This is a genomic window from Arthrobacter sp. AFG20, assembly GCF_002892795.1.
In the GTDB taxonomy this organism is placed as follows: Bacteria; Actinomycetota; Actinomycetes; order Actinomycetales; family Micrococcaceae; genus Arthrobacter.
In genome coordinates this window covers 240,011-255,946 of record NZ_PJMC01000004.1, presented here as the reverse complement: position 1 = coordinate 255,946, position 15,936 = coordinate 240,011, and the positions used below count along the sequence as shown (strand labels likewise).

The window sequence follows — 15,936 nt, the reverse complement described above, 5'->3', positions numbered from 1 at the left end:
ATCATGACAACCGCAATTCTGAAGCAGCCCACTGAGCCCACAGCGGCCCGCAAGCCCAACCGCAGTTTCGTCCACGGACTTATCACCAACAAGAAGGCCCTGCTGGGCATGACCGTGATGCTCGTGTTCATCGCGCTTGCGTTGCTGGCCCCCGTGCTGTTCCCGGGAGACCCGTCGCGGATCACCGCGATGGCCTCGCTGGAACCGTCTCCCGAGCACTGGCTCGGCACCACGGCCAAAGGTCAGGACGTGCTTGCCCTGACTGTCCACGGCTCCCGCAGTTCCCTGTTCGTCGGGTTGACTGTGGGCTTCGCATCCACCTTCGTGGGCATTTTGGTGGGCCTGGCCTCGGCGTACTTTGGCAAGTTCATTGACGAAGCACTGTCCCTGGTGACCAACGTCTTCCTGCTCCTGCCCGGACTGCCGCTCCTTGTCATCCTGGCCGCGTTCCTGCCGCCGGGCCTGGGCACCGTGATCCTTGTCCTCGTGGTCACCGGCTGGGCCGGTTCGGCACGTGTCTTGCGCTCCCAGGCGCTGTCCATCCGCTCAAAGGACTTCGTGGCCGCGGCCGTGGTGTCCGGCGAACGGGCGGGCCGGATCATGTTCCGCGAGATCCTGCCGAACATGGCCTCGATCGTCATGGGTACCCTGCTGGCCTGCGTGATCTACGGCATCGGCGCCCAGGCAGGCCTGGAGTTCCTTGGCCTGGGTGACGTCAGCACCGTCTCCTGGGGCAACAACCTCTTCTGGGCCGGCAACGAGGGCGCCCTGCTGACCGGCAGCTGGTGGGTCTTTGTTCCCTCGGGTGTCTGCATCGCGCTGGTCGCGTTCGCACTGGCCCTTATCAACTACGCCGTGGACGAGGTCACTAATCCGCGGTTGCGGAAGATCAAAACCCCAAAAATTACCGAAAGGAGCGCCGCCAAGTGACAGTCTCCCAAGTTTCCTTCGGCTCCCACGAGCCCGTCCTGGAGGTCAAGAACCTCACCGTCAAGTACATCGGCGACACCCGCTCCACCACCGCCGTCGACCGTGTTTCCTTCAGCATCGGCACCGGTGAGGTGTTCGGGCTGGCGGGCGAGTCCGGCTGTGGGAAGTCCACCATCGCCAACTCGATCATGCGGCTCCTTAAGGATCCCGCGAAGATCGCCGGCGGCAGCATCTCCTTCGGCGGCAAGGACGTCCTGGCTATGAGCCCGGAGGAGCTGCGGCGCTTCCGCTGGCAGGACGTGGCCATGGTGTTCCAGTCGGCCATGAACTCGCTCAACCCGGTGCTGACCATCGGCGAACAGATCGTGGATATTTTCACCACTCATGCGGGCTACTCACGCAAGGAATCGCTGCGGCGTGCCGGTGAGTTGCTCGAATTGGTGAGGATCGACCCCGCACGCCTCAAGTCCTACCCGCACCAGCTCTCGGGCGGCATGCGGCAGCGCGCCGTGATTGCCATGGCCGTGGCGCTCAAGCCGTCCCTGTTGATCCTCGACGAACCCACCACCGCGCTGGACGTGGTGGTGCAGCAGGAAATCATGGCCCAAATCAAGGAACTCCAACGCGAACTGGGGTTCTCCGTCCTCTTCATCACCCACGACATGTCCCTCATGGTGGAGCTCTCGCACCGCATGGCCGTGATGTACGGCGGCCGGATCGTGGAGACCGCGAAAGCCCAGGACGTCTACGCCACCCCCCGCCACCCCTACACCCAGGCCCTGATGGGTGCGTTCCCGCCGCTCACCGGTCCGCGGGTTTCGCTGACCGGACTGCCCGACGGCGTGAAGTTCCGGAACATCCCGGACCTCACCGAAGCGGCACCCGGCCATTTCGTGGCACCTGTCGGTGCCGGCGCTTCAGCGCCTGACACCGCCATCATGGAAGGAGCCGCACGATGAGCCACGCTGTACTGTCATCCCAGCGCCCCTCCGCCGACACCGAAGCTCCAGCCCTCGAGGTCCGCGGACTAGGAAAGTCTTTCCCTATAGGTGGTTTGTTCTCCCGGGAGTCCGTCCGGGCCCTGCACGGCGTGGACCTGACCATTGGCCGCGGCGAAATCGTGGCGCTCGTGGGAGAGTCCGGGTCGGGTAAGAGCACCCTGGCCCGCTGCGTTGCCCGGCTGGAAAAGCCGAGCTCCGGCGAGATCCTGATCGACGGCGTCGACGTCCTCAAGCGCGACCGCTTCCAAGCATCGCGAGCCTTCCGCTCCCAACTGCAGATGGTCTTCCAAGATCCCTTCGGCTCGCTGAATCCTGCCCACAGAGTGGAGCACTTCCTGCGGAGGTCGCTAGCGATCCACCGGACGGGCGGCAGCTCCGAGACAGAGACGCAGCAGCGACTCGAGGAGCTCATGACCACCGTGGGCCTGCAGGCCGACATGCTGAACTCCTACCCGCACGAGCTCTCCGGCGGGCAGCGCCAGCGAGTCGCGATTGCCCGGGCCCTTGCCGTGGAACCACGGGTCATCCTCGCCGACGAACCCACCTCCATGCTCGATGTTTCGGTCCGGATCGGCGTGCTGAACCTAATGCGCAAACTCCGCGATGAGCAGGGAATCTCCATGCTCTACATCACACACGACCTCGCCTCGGCCCGATACCTGGCGGACCGGACGGCCGTCATGTTCGCGGGAGAGCTCGTTGAAGAGGGCGAGTCCTTGGATCTCCTGGCCAACCCGGCCCACCCGTACACGCAGCTGCTGGTCTCGGCCGTCCCGGATCCGGCGCGGGCGGGCTCCTACGATCCCGTCCGCCGGGCCGAGCTGCGCCAGGCTGTGATGGCTTCGACCAGCTGCGCTTTCGACGGCGACCCAAACCAGACCTGCTCGGCCGAGGAACCCGTTCGCCACCGCGTGGGCGACCCCGAAAACCGCCACTGGGTGCGCTGCCACCTCTACCGCCCACAGGCTGGAGCCGGCGGCCACGCGCTGGCAACTGAACCTACGGACAACAAGGCCTCCGCATGACTGAATCGACGCACCCGCTCGGCACCGTTCCCCAGGACGAACTGATTGCCCGCGCCGATGCGGACCCCCTTCGGCCGCGCTTCCATTTCGTCTCCCCGGCGGGGTGGCTGAACGACCCCAACGGCGTGAGCCAATGGAACGGCACGTACCACCTCTTCTACCAGTACAACCCCGAAGGCGCCTTCCACCACCGCATCCAGTGGGGCCACGCGACCGGCACAGACCTCGTCCACTGGACGGACCAGCCGGTGGCGCTGGAACCTTCCGCAGGTCCGGACGCCGACGGCTGCTGGTCGGGGGTGTTAGTGAACGACGGCGGCACGCCCACCTTGGTGTACTCGGGCCGGCTAGGCGAGCAGGAGTTGCCCTGCGTGGCCGTGGGATCCGCAGACCTGCTGAGCTGGAGCAAATTGCCTCAGAACCCGGTTATCGCAGCCCCGCCGGCCGGGGTGGACATCACGGCGTATCGCGATCACTGCGTGTGGCGCGAGGGTTCCACCTGGCGGCAGTTGATAGGTTCAGGCATTCGTGGGCGCGGCGGCACGGCGTTCCTGTACGAGTCAGAGGATCTACGCGCCTGGGAATACGTCGGCCCACTGTTCATCGGCGACGCCTCACAGGGCGATCCCGCCGATTCCGACTGGACCGGGACCATGTGGGAATGCGTCGACCTGTTCCGGGCAGGCGAAGGCTCGCTGGGTACGGTTCCTACTTCTGGTGACACGCCCGACGTGCTGGTCTTTTCCGCATGGGACAACGGCGACACCCGCCACCCGCTGTACTGGACCGGCCGCTACGCGGAAAACTCCTTCGAGCCCACCGGGCTGCATCGGCTCGACTACGGTGGACGGTTCTTCTATGCGCCGCAGTCATTCCAGGATGAGTCCGGCCGACGCATCATGTTTGGTTGGCTTCAGGAGGGCCGCAGCGACGCCGCGATGATCGAGGCCGGGTGGTCGGGCGTCATGAGCCTTCCGCGCGTCACCACCCTGGCCGAAGACGGAACCCTCCGTTTCGCGCCCGTGCCTGAAATCGAGAAGCTGCGCCGGGACCATGTGGACCTGCCCGGACAGGAGCTGGTGGGAACCGGGGCACCTGTGGCTACCGGGGTGTCCGGCAGCCAGCTGGACCTCGAACTGCATGTACAGCTCGAGCCTGGTGCTGTGCTGCGACTGGGCGTGCTGGGATCGGCCGACGGTGGCGTCTTCGGCAAATCCAAGGAGGAAACAGTGATCGAGCTGTGCCGGACCACTGAAGGCGACGGCCAAGGCACACTCCGCCTCGACCGGACTCAGAGCAGCCTCGATCCAACCGTTGATGTCGACGACAAGTCCGGACCGCTCCCGATGCCCGACGGCCGGGTGCACCTGCGCGTCCTCGTGGACCGGTCCGCCGTCGAAATTTTCGCCAACGGTAAGCCGCTCACCGCCCGCGTTTACCCGACCCTGGCCGGTGAGCACGTGAGCCTGACCGCCGGGGGTACCGTGAGGCTGCTCTCCTTCGATGCCTGGACCATGGCTGAGATCTTTGGCGGAGCCCGGAACCTCTTCCCCTGACTCAGGATCCGACCCCTCCCCCCCACCCTTCCTCAAGAAGACGAAATGAAACGAGACTTTGATTCATGACCGCGGTAACCACGCCCACACGTGAGGCTTTCCGGCCGGCGATGCACTACGCCAGCAAGGACACCTGGCTCAATGACCCCAATGGCCTGATCTTCCACGAAGGCACCTACCACCTCTACTACCAGAACAACCCCTTTGGGAATGTTTGGGGAAACATGTCCTGGGGGCACGCCACCTCCACGAACCTCATCACGTGGACAGAACAACCCGTCGCTATTGCCTGCGACGAATACGAGGACATCTTCTCCGGCAGCGTCGTTTACGACCAGCACAACACCAGCGGACTCGGTGACGGAACTGCAGCACCCCTGGTCGCCATCTACACAAGTGCCTACAAGGAGAACTCACAGCACGCCGGGATCCAGGCCCAGTCACTCGCGTGGAGCACAGACGGCGGCTACACCTGGTCCAAGTACCACGGAAACCCCGTCTTGAGCAGGGACTCGGCCGAATTCCGGGACCCGAAGGTGTTCCGTTACAACGGCGCGGCCGGAGCCTATTGGGTCATGGTCGCTGTCGAGGCAACGGATTTCACCGTCGTGATGTACCGCTCCGATGACCTCAAGAGTTGGGACTACCTCAGCAGTTTTGGGCCCGCCAACGCTACCGGCGGAGTCTGGGAATGTCCTGACCTGTTTCCGCTGCCACTTGACGGGAGCGAGGACCTGATCAGATGGGTGCTGACCGTTAACCTCAATCCCGGCGGGCCGAACGGAGGCTCCGCGGGACAGTACTTCGTGGGAGACTTCGACGGCGTCACGTTCAGGTCCGAAACCACGGTCACTGAAGGCGACCAGGATCCGGCACGCATGGCCGAGTATCTTTGGCTCGACTGGGGCCGGGACTACTACGCGGCTGTGTCCTTCAGCAACGTTCCGGACGGTCGCCGGCTCATGATGGCCTGGATGAACAACTGGCAGTACGGCAACGAAATTCCAACCTCCCCGTGGCGAAGCCCCATGTCGCTTGTACGCGAGGTCTCACTCATCACATCTGATGGAAAACCGCGCCTCACCCAGCAGGCAGTGACTGACCCCGCAGTGCTTACCCGCACAGTTGCCTACACAGAGCTCGACGTCGACGGCATCCGTTCCCTGGCAGGAGGGGCCGCCGTGCAACTCATCGAGGCAACGTTTGTGCCCGGTTCCGCTGAAGAGTTTGGCCTCGTGATCCGCGGCAACGGCAGCGAAGGTACAAGGATCGGCATCCTTCCGGGTGAAGGCAGACTTCTCGTGGACCGAACGGCCTCAGGAAACACGGCGTTCCACGAGGCCTTTGCATCGATTGATACCGCGCCCCTCGGTCCCGTGGATGGAGCGTACTCCTTACGCATCTTCGTTGATCAGTGCTCTGTGGAGATCTTCGCCCAAGACGGAGAAGTCACCCTCACCGAACTGATCTTCCCGGACCCCTCCAGCACCGGGGTGTCGCTGTACACCACCAAAGGAACCGCAAAGGTCGCTTCACTCAGGCTCACCACCCTCGCCTGACCATGGCTACCCAACCGCCGGATGGTTGCAGCCCGACCCAGTCAACGCGACGGGTGAACGACGGCGGCCCAGCTTGCCCGCCAAGGGACTCGCCTGAAATAGAGAGTCCCCTGGCGCGCGCGGCGTGAAGGACGTGCCCTAGCTCATGCTCCCGAACCTGGACTGCGACTGCCCTCCGCCGTGACGATCGCTCTTGACAAGAGTTGTGAGTGTGATCAATATTGAGTGTACTCAATTATTTGCAAGCAGCCAGAGCGACGCTTTTCCCGAACAACGGCGAAGTCGTCCTCGCCGGACTGCACTTTCCAGCTGATGCCGGCCACCCTCACCATTTAGTCGGCGCAAAAAGGAGCACCAGGCCATGAGAGCGTTCGTCGTCACCAAGTACAAGGAGCCGCTGCGGGAGGCCGACATCCCTGAGCCCGACGTCGGGGAGCAGGACGTGCTCGTCCAAGTGCATGCCGCGGGACTCAACCAGCTCGACGAGAAGATCCGCGCGGGCGAGTTCAAGCAGATCCTGCCCTACAAACTTCCACTGACCCTGGGAAACGATCTCGCCGGCACTGTCATCCGGGTCGGTGCCAACGTTCGCGGCTTCAAGCCGGGCGATGGTGTGTATGCCCGGCCCGATAAGGCCCGAATCGGCACCTTCGCGGAGCGGATCGCCGTCGCCGAAGCCGATCTTGCCCTCAAGCCGGCGTCGATCAGCTTTGAGGAGGCTGCCTCGCTGCCGCTGGTCGCGTTGACTGCATGGCAGGCGCTCGTGGAGCGCGGGAACGTGCAGCCGGGGCAAAAGGTCCTCATCCACGCCGGGGCCGGCGGGGTCGGGTCCATCGCGATCCAGCTTGCCAAGCATCTCGGCGCGACCGTGGCGACAACTGCCAGCGCCGCAAACGCCGAATTCGTTCGCGGGCTCGGGGCGGACAACATCGTCGACTACCGCGCGCAGGACTTCGAGCAGCTCCTCCAAGGCTATGACCTGGTGCTCGACAGTCTCGGCGGCAGGAACCTCGAGAAGTCCCTCCGCGTGCTTCGCCCGGGCGGCAAGGCCATCGGGATCTCCGGCCCGCCGGACCCGGCCTTCGCGCGAGAGATCGGCCTCAACCCGGTGCTGCGTCTCGCGGTCACCGGCCTCAGCGCCGGCATCCGGCGCCAAGCCAGGAAACTCGGCGTGAGCTACGAATTCCTCTTCATGCGCGCCAGCGGTGACCAGCTCACCCGGATCGCCGGGCTGGTCGACGACGGTGTGCTGCGCCCCGTCGTCGAACGCGTCTTCCCGTTTGACCAGACCCCCCAAGCCCTTCACGCCCTGGAAAGGGGCGGTATCCGCGGCAAGACCGTCATCAGCAACCCCCGGCACGCCACCCCTGGAACGACCATCAGCGACTTCGTCACCAACCACACACCGGGAGAATCAGCATGACCGCCACCAGCAACCACCCGGCCATCACGTCCTACGCAAAGGCGCCGGCCCGCACCATCGATGCCGGCGGGGTCAGCTTCGCCTACCGCGAGCTGGGGCCCAGGGGCGGGGTCCCGGTCGTTTTTTTCGTGCATCTTGCCGCGACGTTGGACAACTGGGATCCCCGCATCATCGACGCCATCGCGAAGGAACACCACGTCATCACGTTCGACAACCGCGGCGTCGGCGCCTCCACCGGCACCGTCCCCGACAGCGTCGAGGAGATGGCCGATGACGCCTACGCGTTCATCAAGGCGCTCGGCTTCGACAAGATTGACGTGTTCGCCTTTTCGCTCGGTGGCATGATCGCCCAGGCCCTCCTGCTCAAGCGCCCCGAACTTGTCCGCAAGCTCATCCTTGCCGGCACCGGCCCGAAGGGCGGGAAGGACATGGACAAGATCGCCGGGATCACCTACTACGACATCCTGCGTGCCACCCTGACCCGGGCGGATCCGAAGGAGTTCCTGTTCTTCAACCGCAACGCCACCGGCAAGCGGGCCGGGAAGGCGTTCGTGAAGCGTCTCGAGGAGCGCACGGCGGAGCGTGATGCGCCGATCACCGTTAAGGCGTTCCAGACGCAGCTAAAGGCCATCAAGAAATGGGGACTAGGGGCATCCGCTGACCTGTCGACGATAACCCAGCCCACCCTGATCGCCAACGGCGACAACGACCGCATGGTGCCCTCCGTCCTCTCCGAGGACCTGCACCGGCGCATCACCGGGTCCGAGCTGATCATCTACCCCGACTCCGGTCACGGCGGAATCTTCCAGTTCCACGACCGGTTCGCTCCCGCCGCCGTCGAGTTCCTCGCCCGCTGACGGACGCCCCAGCCCACACGGTAATGGATACAATCATCACTGACCGTGGTCAGAGATCTAATTCGGAGGACTCCCGTGATGGCCCGCGCCCCACAACCGCCCGGCCGGCGCGAGCGGAACAAACAGCAGAAGCTCGACCGCATCACGGCCGCCGCCCGCGAGCTGTTCTCCGAGCACGGAGTCGATGAAGTCACCACGCAGCAAATCGCCGACAAAGCCGACATCGGTACGGGTACCTTGTTCCTCTACGCCAAGACCAAGGGTGAGCTCCTCCTGCTCGTGCAAAACTCCAGCTACACCGACGCGCTCGAGCGAGGCAGAACAGCCGCAGAGGGCACTCCGGACATACTCGAAGCGGTGATGGCGATCGTCCGCCCCATCGTAGAGTGCAACCGAATCCAAATAGACAACGGGCGCACCTACCTGCGCGAGATGGTCTTCGGGGACCCCGAGGAGCCCCACCACCGCGACGCTCTTGCCCTCACCGTACAGACCGAGGCCGCCATCACTGCAGTGCTGCGACAGGACCAGCGCATTAGCCCCAGCGACGCAGCGACGCTGGCACGAATCGCCTCCGCGATCACGTTCCTCGCCATGGCAACCCCCATCCATATTGCCAGCACGGTCAACGACATCGTCCAGGACATCAGAACCCAGGTCCGCGTCCTGCTGCCGCGCTGACCGTCCGCCCGGAAGCGCCAAGAGCGCTACTTCACCGGTCGGGTTACTGTCTTCTCTTTGCTGAGCACCGAGCCGGCCGTCCCGGAGATCGACGAAGTATCCGGCGAAAGGACCTTTTGGTCCCCGAGCGTCACCGTGCCGGCGGCAGAGACGGGCCGGGCCTTGGTCTTTTCCGACGATTCAAAGCGGACGTCCTCGGAACGGGATTTGGACTTTTCAGACGTTTTGGCCGCCTGAGCCGTAGCTTTGAAGGACAGGTCGGCCGTCATCGCCGAAACTACCGGGTTCTCGGAGTCGGCATAGTTCGTGAATTCCATGGACATCCTCAGGCGCCCGTTAGAAAGCCCGTTCGGAACCGCCAGGTTCAGCGTAGTCGCATCCCCCGACCCGTCTATCAGTGTCGCAAGTGTGCAGGTGTTAACCTGCGTGACCGACACGAAGCCTACCTTCTCGGGCGGGGTCGCTCCGCGGGCTGTGAAGACGCTGCCGAACACGCTGACGTTCGTCTGGATGCACCCCTCCGTGCGGACGAATTCCGCGGTCACTCCCTCGCCTCTCATGTCCGTTTTCGTGGTGAGTCGGTCCGCCGCGGTGCTCGGTCCGGCGCCGGCGAGTTGAACGACGAGAGTTCCGGCCAGGGCCAGTACTCCGAGTGCTGTCTTTTTCATGGCGCCTCTCTCTTTCCTAGGTTCGCGAGTCCGCAGGGTCATCGGATCGTATGAGGCTAAGGTTGGGAAAACAGTGGAGCAGTTTGGACTCGAGCGCCCCGTGGCGCCTTAGATTCCCAAGGTGCTCCACGCTGATTCCAAGGACGCGGACTGAAACTTCGACTGGGACGGCGGTGGCCGTGGGTTCACCCTCCGGATCTGGCTACCTAACCCAGTCCGCCGCCCGTCCCGCCAGGAGTGCACACCGCACCCCCAGGAAGGAGGCGCTCGGCCCCATGCGTCGCAATCGTGTTATCGCAGGAACGTCCGCCATCCTCCTGGGCGTGACAGGCCTTTGGGTCGCGTCCCTCGCTATCGGCGGTGGGAATACCCCGGAGGAGGTGCCGCTACCAACTACTGGTACTACCTTCGTTGTGCCACCCCCACTGTCACCACGCAAGCCTCGGATCCCCGCGCCTGATGTTCGGATCGCTGCTGTCGGTGACATGAACGGCGTCAGGACCATTGACCGTGATAGCCCGTCCGGTCTGAATGGGGCGGCTATCACCCGGCTGGTGCAGACGAACCAGATTGACGCGTTCCTGGGGCTCGGGGACTTCCAGTACGCCACCCCGCACTGCGCTGACTACGTGAAGTACTGGACGCCGCTATGGGGTGGCACCAAGCCCAAGCTGTACTGGGTGTCCGCCCCCAACCACGACTGGGAACCGGGCCGTAACGAGGACCTCGACAACTTCATGAATGGCCAATGCCCGGGCGCCCCGGCGAAGGCTGCGATCAACCAGCAGCGCGGGTTCATCGGGAACGGGGATCCGTACTCGAAGGACTTCGGGAACTGGCACTTCGTGTTCCTGTCATCCGCGCACTGGCGGTACGACCCCGAGCACGCTGAGGCGTTGACGACGTGGCTGGACGACAACCTCACTGCTGCCCAGGCGGCGGGTAAGTACCTGGCAGTTGTGTACCACGAACCGTACTTCACATCGGACACGGACGAACACGAGCGGGCCTTGGACCACAAGCCGTGGATCGACGTGATGTACAAGCACCGGGTCCGTCTGACCCTGTCAGGGTCACAACACAACTACGAACGCACATGTCCGGTCAACAACGAGGATCAGTGCGTCAGTGACGGGATGACAGCGTTCCAGGTTTCCACGGGAGGGATCGGCCTCCGCGCCTTCACGAACAGCCCGCCCTTCATCGCAAAGCGGTTCGACAAAACCCACGGGTTCCTTCGGATGACCCTCAAAGATGACGGGTCCTTCAACTGGAAGTTCGTTCGCACGTCGGGCTCGGGCAAGGGCACGGACGCAGGAACGCGTACCTCATTTGAGCCCTCTACCGACGGCTAGGGGATTTCGACGCGCTCAATCCCCGGCAACCGCCCGCCTGTACGCACTCGGGGTGAAGCCCAGGTACTTCTGAAAGTCATTCGTCAGGTGTGCGTGGTCGGCGTACCCAAGCTCGGCAGCTATCGCTGCCAGGTCCGCTGACGGATCCAGCCGCGTCCGCTCGGCAGCGTCCTGAAGCCGTCGACGGCGGATCAGCGCGGCAGGGCTGAGGCCGACGTACTTCCTGGCCACACGCTGCAGAGTCCGCTGCGAAACCGCCAGCGCAGACGCCGCGTCCTCCACCCGGATTACAGAGGCGTCCGAACCAATGACATCCATCAGCCGGTTGGCCAGCAGCGCCTCCTCGGACACCCCAGGCCCTGCCAAGCTAGCCAGCCACCGCACAAAGGCATCCACTGCCCGCTCCCGGCGGGCATCGCCGTCGTGCGTGTCCATGACCTCCGAGACGGAAAGATGCAGCCCTTCCGCAGCCACGGCCAGTTCCGTGTCCCGCAGGCTGGCGGGATCATCGGTGAACAGCGGCACGGCCGCCGGACGCAGCAGCGCACCAACCGCCCAGCCCCGTCCAGCAAGGTCCCGATGGGCCGCCCGCGTTGTCGGGCCGGAGCAGACCACCCGCTCAGGCTGCACCACGAGGTTCGAGCCGGGGTATGCGATCAGCTGCTGGCGGGAGGTGCGGCCGGGCTCGATGTCCCACTCGGGGATCCAGAACCACTGGACTAGCTCCGCCACGGCGGCCGGCGCCGGAAGGCGGTGAAAGCTGGGAAGCCGCGCCGGGTAAAGGATCCCCTTGAACGAACTCTCCATTGGTCCCCTCAGACTGTCGCGAATCTCCAAGCGCCGCCGCTGGCAGGGCACGTAGCGTCATAGACATGACAGATACTACAAGCACCGAATCCGCCGCGGCCGCCCACGGAGAGCACACCACGCACGGAATCCCGAACGGCCTGACGAGCCTCACCCCGTTCCTTGCCGTGACCAACGCCAGGGAAGCGATCGCCTTCTACAAGGACGTGTTCGGCGCCCGCGTGGTCGGCGCCACCGAGATGGGCGGAGTGGTGGTCCACGCGGAACTCGACTTCGGAAACGGCCACCTCCAGCTCGGCGAACCCAACCCCGAATACCACCTGGTTCCGGCGCCGGAGGGCGAAAATGCCTGCTACTCCCTTGGCCTCTACTGCCCGGACGCCGACGCCCTGGTGCAGCGCGCAGCACAGGCCGGGGCTACGATCCGCGAGCCGCTGGCCACGTTTGTCTCCGGCGACCGGTACGCCAGCATCCGGGACCCGTTCGGCGTCCGCTGGTCCATCATGACCCGGGTGGAAGACCTCTCCGAAGAGGAGAGCAACCGCCGGGTCGAAGAATGGGCGGCGCAGCAGGGCTGACGCCGGGGACCCGCATCCGGGCTGGCGGATGCTGGTCCGGCAGTGCGATCCGCCCGATCAGACCGCGGTGACTGTGACGGTGCGGGTGGCAAGTACTTCCGACGTGAGCCAGTGCAGGAAGCTGATGCTGATGGTGTATTTCCCCGGTGACGGCGGGCGCAGCAGGAAGTCGAACTTCTCCGCGGCGCCGGACTTAACAATGTTGGTCAGGAGCGGCTGACCGGCCATCGAGGGCTGCACCGCAGGACCCGTGGTGGTGGGCGTCGTCCAGAAAGGCCGGCCGTCGTGGGCGATCAGCTCGGCGATCCTGGCCGGCCTGCCCGCCGCATCCGTGATCACCGTCTGCGTAGGAAAGTAGTCCACGTTCAGCATGCGCACCAGCGTCGGGTACTTGCCGTTCCGCACCACGTTGGCCCGCATCTGGGAAATCGCCCACACTACGTCATCGCCCCTGGGCCTGCTGGGGATGTTGCCGCCAAGGAGGAAGAAGTGCTTCGGCTCGAAGCGGTTCAGCCCCGCATCCTCGCCATTAAGCCCCGCTGCATGGTTCAGCTCGTGCCACCGCGGGTCAAGGGAGTACGGCGCGATCAGGGTTTCAGTGGCGATGTCATACAGCGGACCTTCAAACGAATGACGCCGGGTCCCGGCGGGCGCCGGCATGGCCGGGTTGGGCGGGGGATCGACGACGATGGGACCGAACATCCCCATCTGGACGTGCAGCGGGGTGTTGACATGGCAATGGTAGAAGTACGTGCCCGCCGCACCGCGGTTCGGATTGCCCCGTTGGGCGACATCCGTCCTCCACTGGTACGTGTAGTGCCCCGTGACCTCGAAGGAGGTGTGGCCCACGCCGTCGTTGCGGGGGTCAGGCTCGATGCCGTGCCAGTGGATGGTGTGGACCCTTTTGCTGGGCTTGATGGTGGCCTGGAAGAGTTGGCCCTCCTGCATCCGCACCGTGGTCCCGGGGATCTGGCGCCCGAACTTGTTGCCCTCGAAGCTCCACATCTCGTGCTCAGAGCCGTCGGGAAAATCGAACTTTCGGTTGAAGAAGTCCATCTCCAGGGAAACGTCAGGCTTCAGCGGAAACTCGGTTTCCGGGCTGCCCTCGTGGGGCTGGTCGGAGGAGAAGTCCACCTGGCTGCGGAATGTGTGGTGGGGGTCTGCGGCCGTGGGCGGCGTCCCTTGCACCGGGGCGGGCTGGCCGGCCAGCACCCAGTCCGCCACGAGCCCGCCGGGGTAGAGGCCGCCGCGGGCTGTCTGGGACGGCTCCGCGTGGCAGTGCATGGGGTACGTCCAGTCCTTGTCCCTGGCGTTCCACACCTGGTCGACCGCGTCCGGCGGCCGTCTGACCGGGAGGATGGACTCCTTGCGGTCCAGCGGCTGCAGCTGGACGGTGTCCTCCCACTGCTGGAGAACCACGTCGCCCTTGGGCGTCACTAGGCCGTGGGACCGTGGAAAGTCGATGCCGTTGGAGCGCACGGTCCACACGTGGTTGCCGTGGTAGTGCAGCTGGTGGTCCACAATGCCGGCGTTAAGCATCCGCATGAGGTGCCCGGTGCGGATGGCCCCGGCGGACGGGGACGCGCTGAAGTTGCGCACGTCGGTCTCGCGCGGATGGCCCGAGGGCAGGGTGTCCTGATGCCGCCGTTCGTTGAACTCCAGGTCAGTGGTGACGGCCAGCGACTGGAACCCGGCGAACCCGTTGATGGTGAAGTAGTCCGGCACCGCCGGGGTGGCGAGCGGATTCACCGTCTGCCCCCTCGATGAGATGCGCGCCCAGTTGGAGTCCACGTCATGGCACAGCCACAGCCACTGGCGCTCGAACTCAGCCGCGCCGGGCGCCAGCCGCCACGCGTTGCGGGGATCGATCACCACCAGGGCCCCATAGAGACCCAGGGTCCGTTCCACCGGCTGGTTGCCCGGGTCCGTGTACAGGTAGGTCCCGGGCGGAGGCGCCGGAAACCGCAGCAGCTTCGATGTGCCCGGCGCTACCGGTCCGGATCCGACGTCGGCCCCGCCCGGTCCCGCACGGTGGAACCGCATCTCGTGCAGCTGTGCGAGGTTGTTGTGCAGCATGATCTCGATGGTGCTGCCCGTCTCGGCAATCAGCGTCCGGGGCGGAAAGAAGCTGGCCCAGTAGCCACGCCGGGCAAGGAACTGCCGGGCGAAGGCAGGGTCGGGCCGCAAGGGCGTGGGCCTCCCATGCGGAGGCAGCGGCGCGCCCAGCGGATATGTCCGGCTGGTCACCAGGCGGCCGTTCGCGGTGATGACCCGTTGCGTCATCGCCAGCGCCGGCGCCGGATCGTTCAATGCTGTGCGGCGGTCCCCGAAACCACGGTGGTAGACCAGCGATCCGTCCACCATGGGAACATATCCGTCGTTGATGTGGACATCTAGGACTGCCATTGCCGACCTCCTGTGTATTGGAGACCGGGATTAACTGAAAAGAACAGGTCCATGTCGCCCCCAATTGCGATAACAGAGAGCTTCATGTTGCTCGGGGCAACCTAGGGAAAACTTGCGGCACCTTCGGGACCCGCCATGTCCTGACATGTGACCTGGCCTATGCCCGCGGGGGAGGTGGTTCAGGGGCGGCCGAACAGCACTGGCTAGACTGTCACCGTGCCATCCACCCCGCCATCGCCGTCCGACCCCGACCCCCGCAGAAGCCGCTTCGCCGAAAAGCTCCTGCCCGGCGGCACCGAGCCGGACCCGCGGTTCACCCTGGCCAACGAACGGACCTTCCTGGCCTGGATCCGCACGTCCCTGGCGCTCCTGGCCGGCGGCATTGCCGTGGAGGCCTTCACCACCGATGTCTTCCCCGAGCCCGTACGCCGCGGACTGGCAGTCCTGCTCCTCCTGCTGGGCATGCTGCTCAGCGCCGGGTCCGCCATTCGCTGGCTGCGGGTGGAGAGCAGTCTGCGCTCGAACCGGCCGCTGCCCCTGCCCCTGATTGGTCCGCTGCTCGCCGCCGGCTGCGCCGTCGCGGCGGCGGTGGTGATCGCCGTCGTCGTTCTTGCCTGAACCATGGACGAAAACCCGGCCACCGCTCCCCTCCCAGGTAACGGCCCGCTCGACGGCGACCCGGGGCTGCAGCCCGAGCGCACAGCGCTCGCGTGGGGCCGGACAGTCCTGACGCTGATTGCCGCGAGCGCTATGAGCCTGCGCTGGCTCCCGGACCAGGGGCCGTTCGTGCTGGCGATGTTCGGCCTCACCATCGCCGCCGGGACCGGCATCTATGCCACCCAGCGGCGGCGCTACCGGCGCAGCATCGAAGGGATCAGGGCGGGACACCTGGCTCCGGACACGACAGCCGTCTTCTGGACCGCCGGCGCCTGCGTCGTGCTTGGAGCGCTGGGCATCTGGCTGGTGCTGTCCTGACCGGGTGAGCCGCGCTTCATGAAAGCGCATTTTCAAATCCGACAAATTTTATGCTGAAAAAAGACTCCCACGCTTGTACCGTGTGGTGTGGGCGAACTTAGAGCTGGTGCTGGGC

General features: G+C 65.1%; 15 protein-coding genes. 12 read left to right on the top strand and 3 right to left on the bottom strand.

Features of this window, described 5'->3' with window-relative positions; all coding sequences use genetic code 11:
- The first annotated feature begins 3 nt into the window (after positions 1-3).
- The 8 genes from CXZ05_RS06570 (at position 4) to CXZ05_RS06535 (ending at position 9,032) form a co-directional block, all read left to right on the top strand.
- The gene (locus CXZ05_RS06570; RefSeq protein ID WP_102971806.1) at positions 4-930 is read left to right on the top strand and encodes an ABC transporter permease; all 927 of its coding nucleotides are present in this window, start codon (positions 4-6) and stop codon (positions 928-930) included.
- On the top strand, positions 927-1,889 hold the full coding sequence (locus CXZ05_RS06565) for an ABC transporter ATP-binding protein (RefSeq protein WP_102971805.1): 963 nt from the start codon (positions 927-929) through the stop codon (positions 1,887-1,889). The genes CXZ05_RS06570 and CXZ05_RS06565 overlap by 4 nt, the downstream gene beginning before the upstream one ends.
- Positions 1,886-2,956, top strand: a complete 1,071-nt coding sequence (locus CXZ05_RS06560; protein WP_102971804.1) for an ATP-binding cassette domain-containing protein — start codon at positions 1,886-1,888, stop codon at positions 2,954-2,956. The genes CXZ05_RS06565 and CXZ05_RS06560 overlap by 4 nt, the downstream gene beginning before the upstream one ends.
- Positions 2,953-4,512 carry a glycoside hydrolase family 32 protein gene (locus CXZ05_RS06555; protein WP_102971803.1) on the top strand — a complete coding sequence of 520 codons (1,560 nt, stop codon included), beginning with the start codon at positions 2,953-2,955 and terminating at the stop codon, positions 4,510-4,512. The genes CXZ05_RS06560 and CXZ05_RS06555 overlap by 4 nt, the downstream gene beginning before the upstream one ends.
- A gap of 65 nt (positions 4,513-4,577) precedes the next feature.
- Positions 4,578-6,071: a glycoside hydrolase family 32 protein gene (locus tag CXZ05_RS06550; protein ID WP_102971802.1), complete on the top strand. Its 1,494-nt coding sequence runs from the start codon at positions 4,578-4,580 to the stop codon at positions 6,069-6,071.
- A 361-nt stretch (positions 6,072-6,432) separates the two neighbouring features.
- A complete protein-coding gene (locus tag CXZ05_RS06545) occupies positions 6,433-7,494 on the top strand; it encodes an NADP-dependent oxidoreductase (protein ID WP_102971801.1) in 1,062 nt (353 codons plus the stop codon).
- Positions 7,491-8,351 (top strand): alpha/beta fold hydrolase, encoded by an 861-nt coding sequence (locus tag CXZ05_RS06540; protein ID WP_102971800.1) that lies wholly within the window; start codon positions 7,491-7,493, stop codon positions 8,349-8,351. Before CXZ05_RS06545 ends, CXZ05_RS06540 begins: the two co-directional genes overlap by 4 nt.
- Positions 8,352-8,429: 78 nt before the next feature.
- Positions 8,430-9,032 (top strand): TetR/AcrR family transcriptional regulator, encoded by a 603-nt coding sequence (locus CXZ05_RS06535; protein WP_102971799.1) that lies wholly within the window; start codon positions 8,430-8,432, stop codon positions 9,030-9,032.
- 26 nt (positions 9,033-9,058) lie between these two features.
- Here CXZ05_RS06535 and CXZ05_RS06530 read toward each other — a convergent pair whose 3' ends face one another.
- Positions 9,059-9,700 carry a hypothetical protein gene (locus CXZ05_RS06530; RefSeq protein ID WP_102971798.1) on the bottom strand — a complete coding sequence of 214 codons (642 nt, stop codon included), beginning with the start codon at positions 9,698-9,700 and terminating at the stop codon, positions 9,059-9,061.
- A gap of 554 nt (positions 9,701-10,254) precedes the next feature.
- On the opposite strand from CXZ05_RS06530, the gene CXZ05_RS06525 reads away from it, so the two are divergent.
- Entirely contained in the window at positions 10,255-11,055 is an 801-nt protein-coding gene (locus CXZ05_RS06525) for a hypothetical protein (RefSeq protein WP_258006472.1), read from the top strand.
- Positions 11,056-11,070: 15 nt separating this feature from the next.
- On the opposite strand, the gene CXZ05_RS06520 is transcribed toward CXZ05_RS06525, so the two are convergent.
- A complete protein-coding gene (locus CXZ05_RS06520) occupies positions 11,071-11,862 on the bottom strand; it encodes a helix-turn-helix transcriptional regulator (protein WP_102971796.1) in 792 nt (263 codons plus the stop codon).
- A gap of 65 nt (positions 11,863-11,927) precedes the next feature.
- Between CXZ05_RS06520 and CXZ05_RS06515 the strand changes: the two genes are divergently transcribed.
- On the top strand, positions 11,928-12,440 hold the full coding sequence (locus CXZ05_RS06515) for a glyoxalase/bleomycin resistance/extradiol dioxygenase family protein (protein ID WP_102971795.1): 513 nt from the start codon (positions 11,928-11,930) through the stop codon (positions 12,438-12,440).
- 57 nt (positions 12,441-12,497) lie between these two features.
- Here CXZ05_RS06515 and CXZ05_RS06510 read toward each other — a convergent pair whose 3' ends face one another.
- Positions 12,498-14,846: a multicopper oxidase domain-containing protein gene (locus tag CXZ05_RS06510; protein WP_102971794.1), complete on the bottom strand. Its 2,349-nt coding sequence runs from the start codon at positions 14,844-14,846 to the stop codon at positions 12,498-12,500.
- 216 nt (positions 14,847-15,062) lie between these two features.
- Between CXZ05_RS06510 and CXZ05_RS06505 the strand changes: the two genes are divergently transcribed.
- Both CXZ05_RS06505 and CXZ05_RS06500 read left to right on the top strand, forming a co-directional pair.
- Positions 15,063-15,464 carry a YidH family protein gene (locus CXZ05_RS06505; RefSeq protein WP_102971793.1) on the top strand — a complete coding sequence of 134 codons (402 nt, stop codon included), beginning with the start codon at positions 15,063-15,065 and terminating at the stop codon, positions 15,462-15,464.
- 3 nt (positions 15,465-15,467) lie between these two features.
- A complete protein-coding gene (locus CXZ05_RS06500) occupies positions 15,468-15,821 on the top strand; it encodes a DUF202 domain-containing protein (protein WP_102971792.1) in 354 nt (117 codons plus the stop codon).
- Positions 15,822-15,936 lie beyond the last annotated feature (115 nt).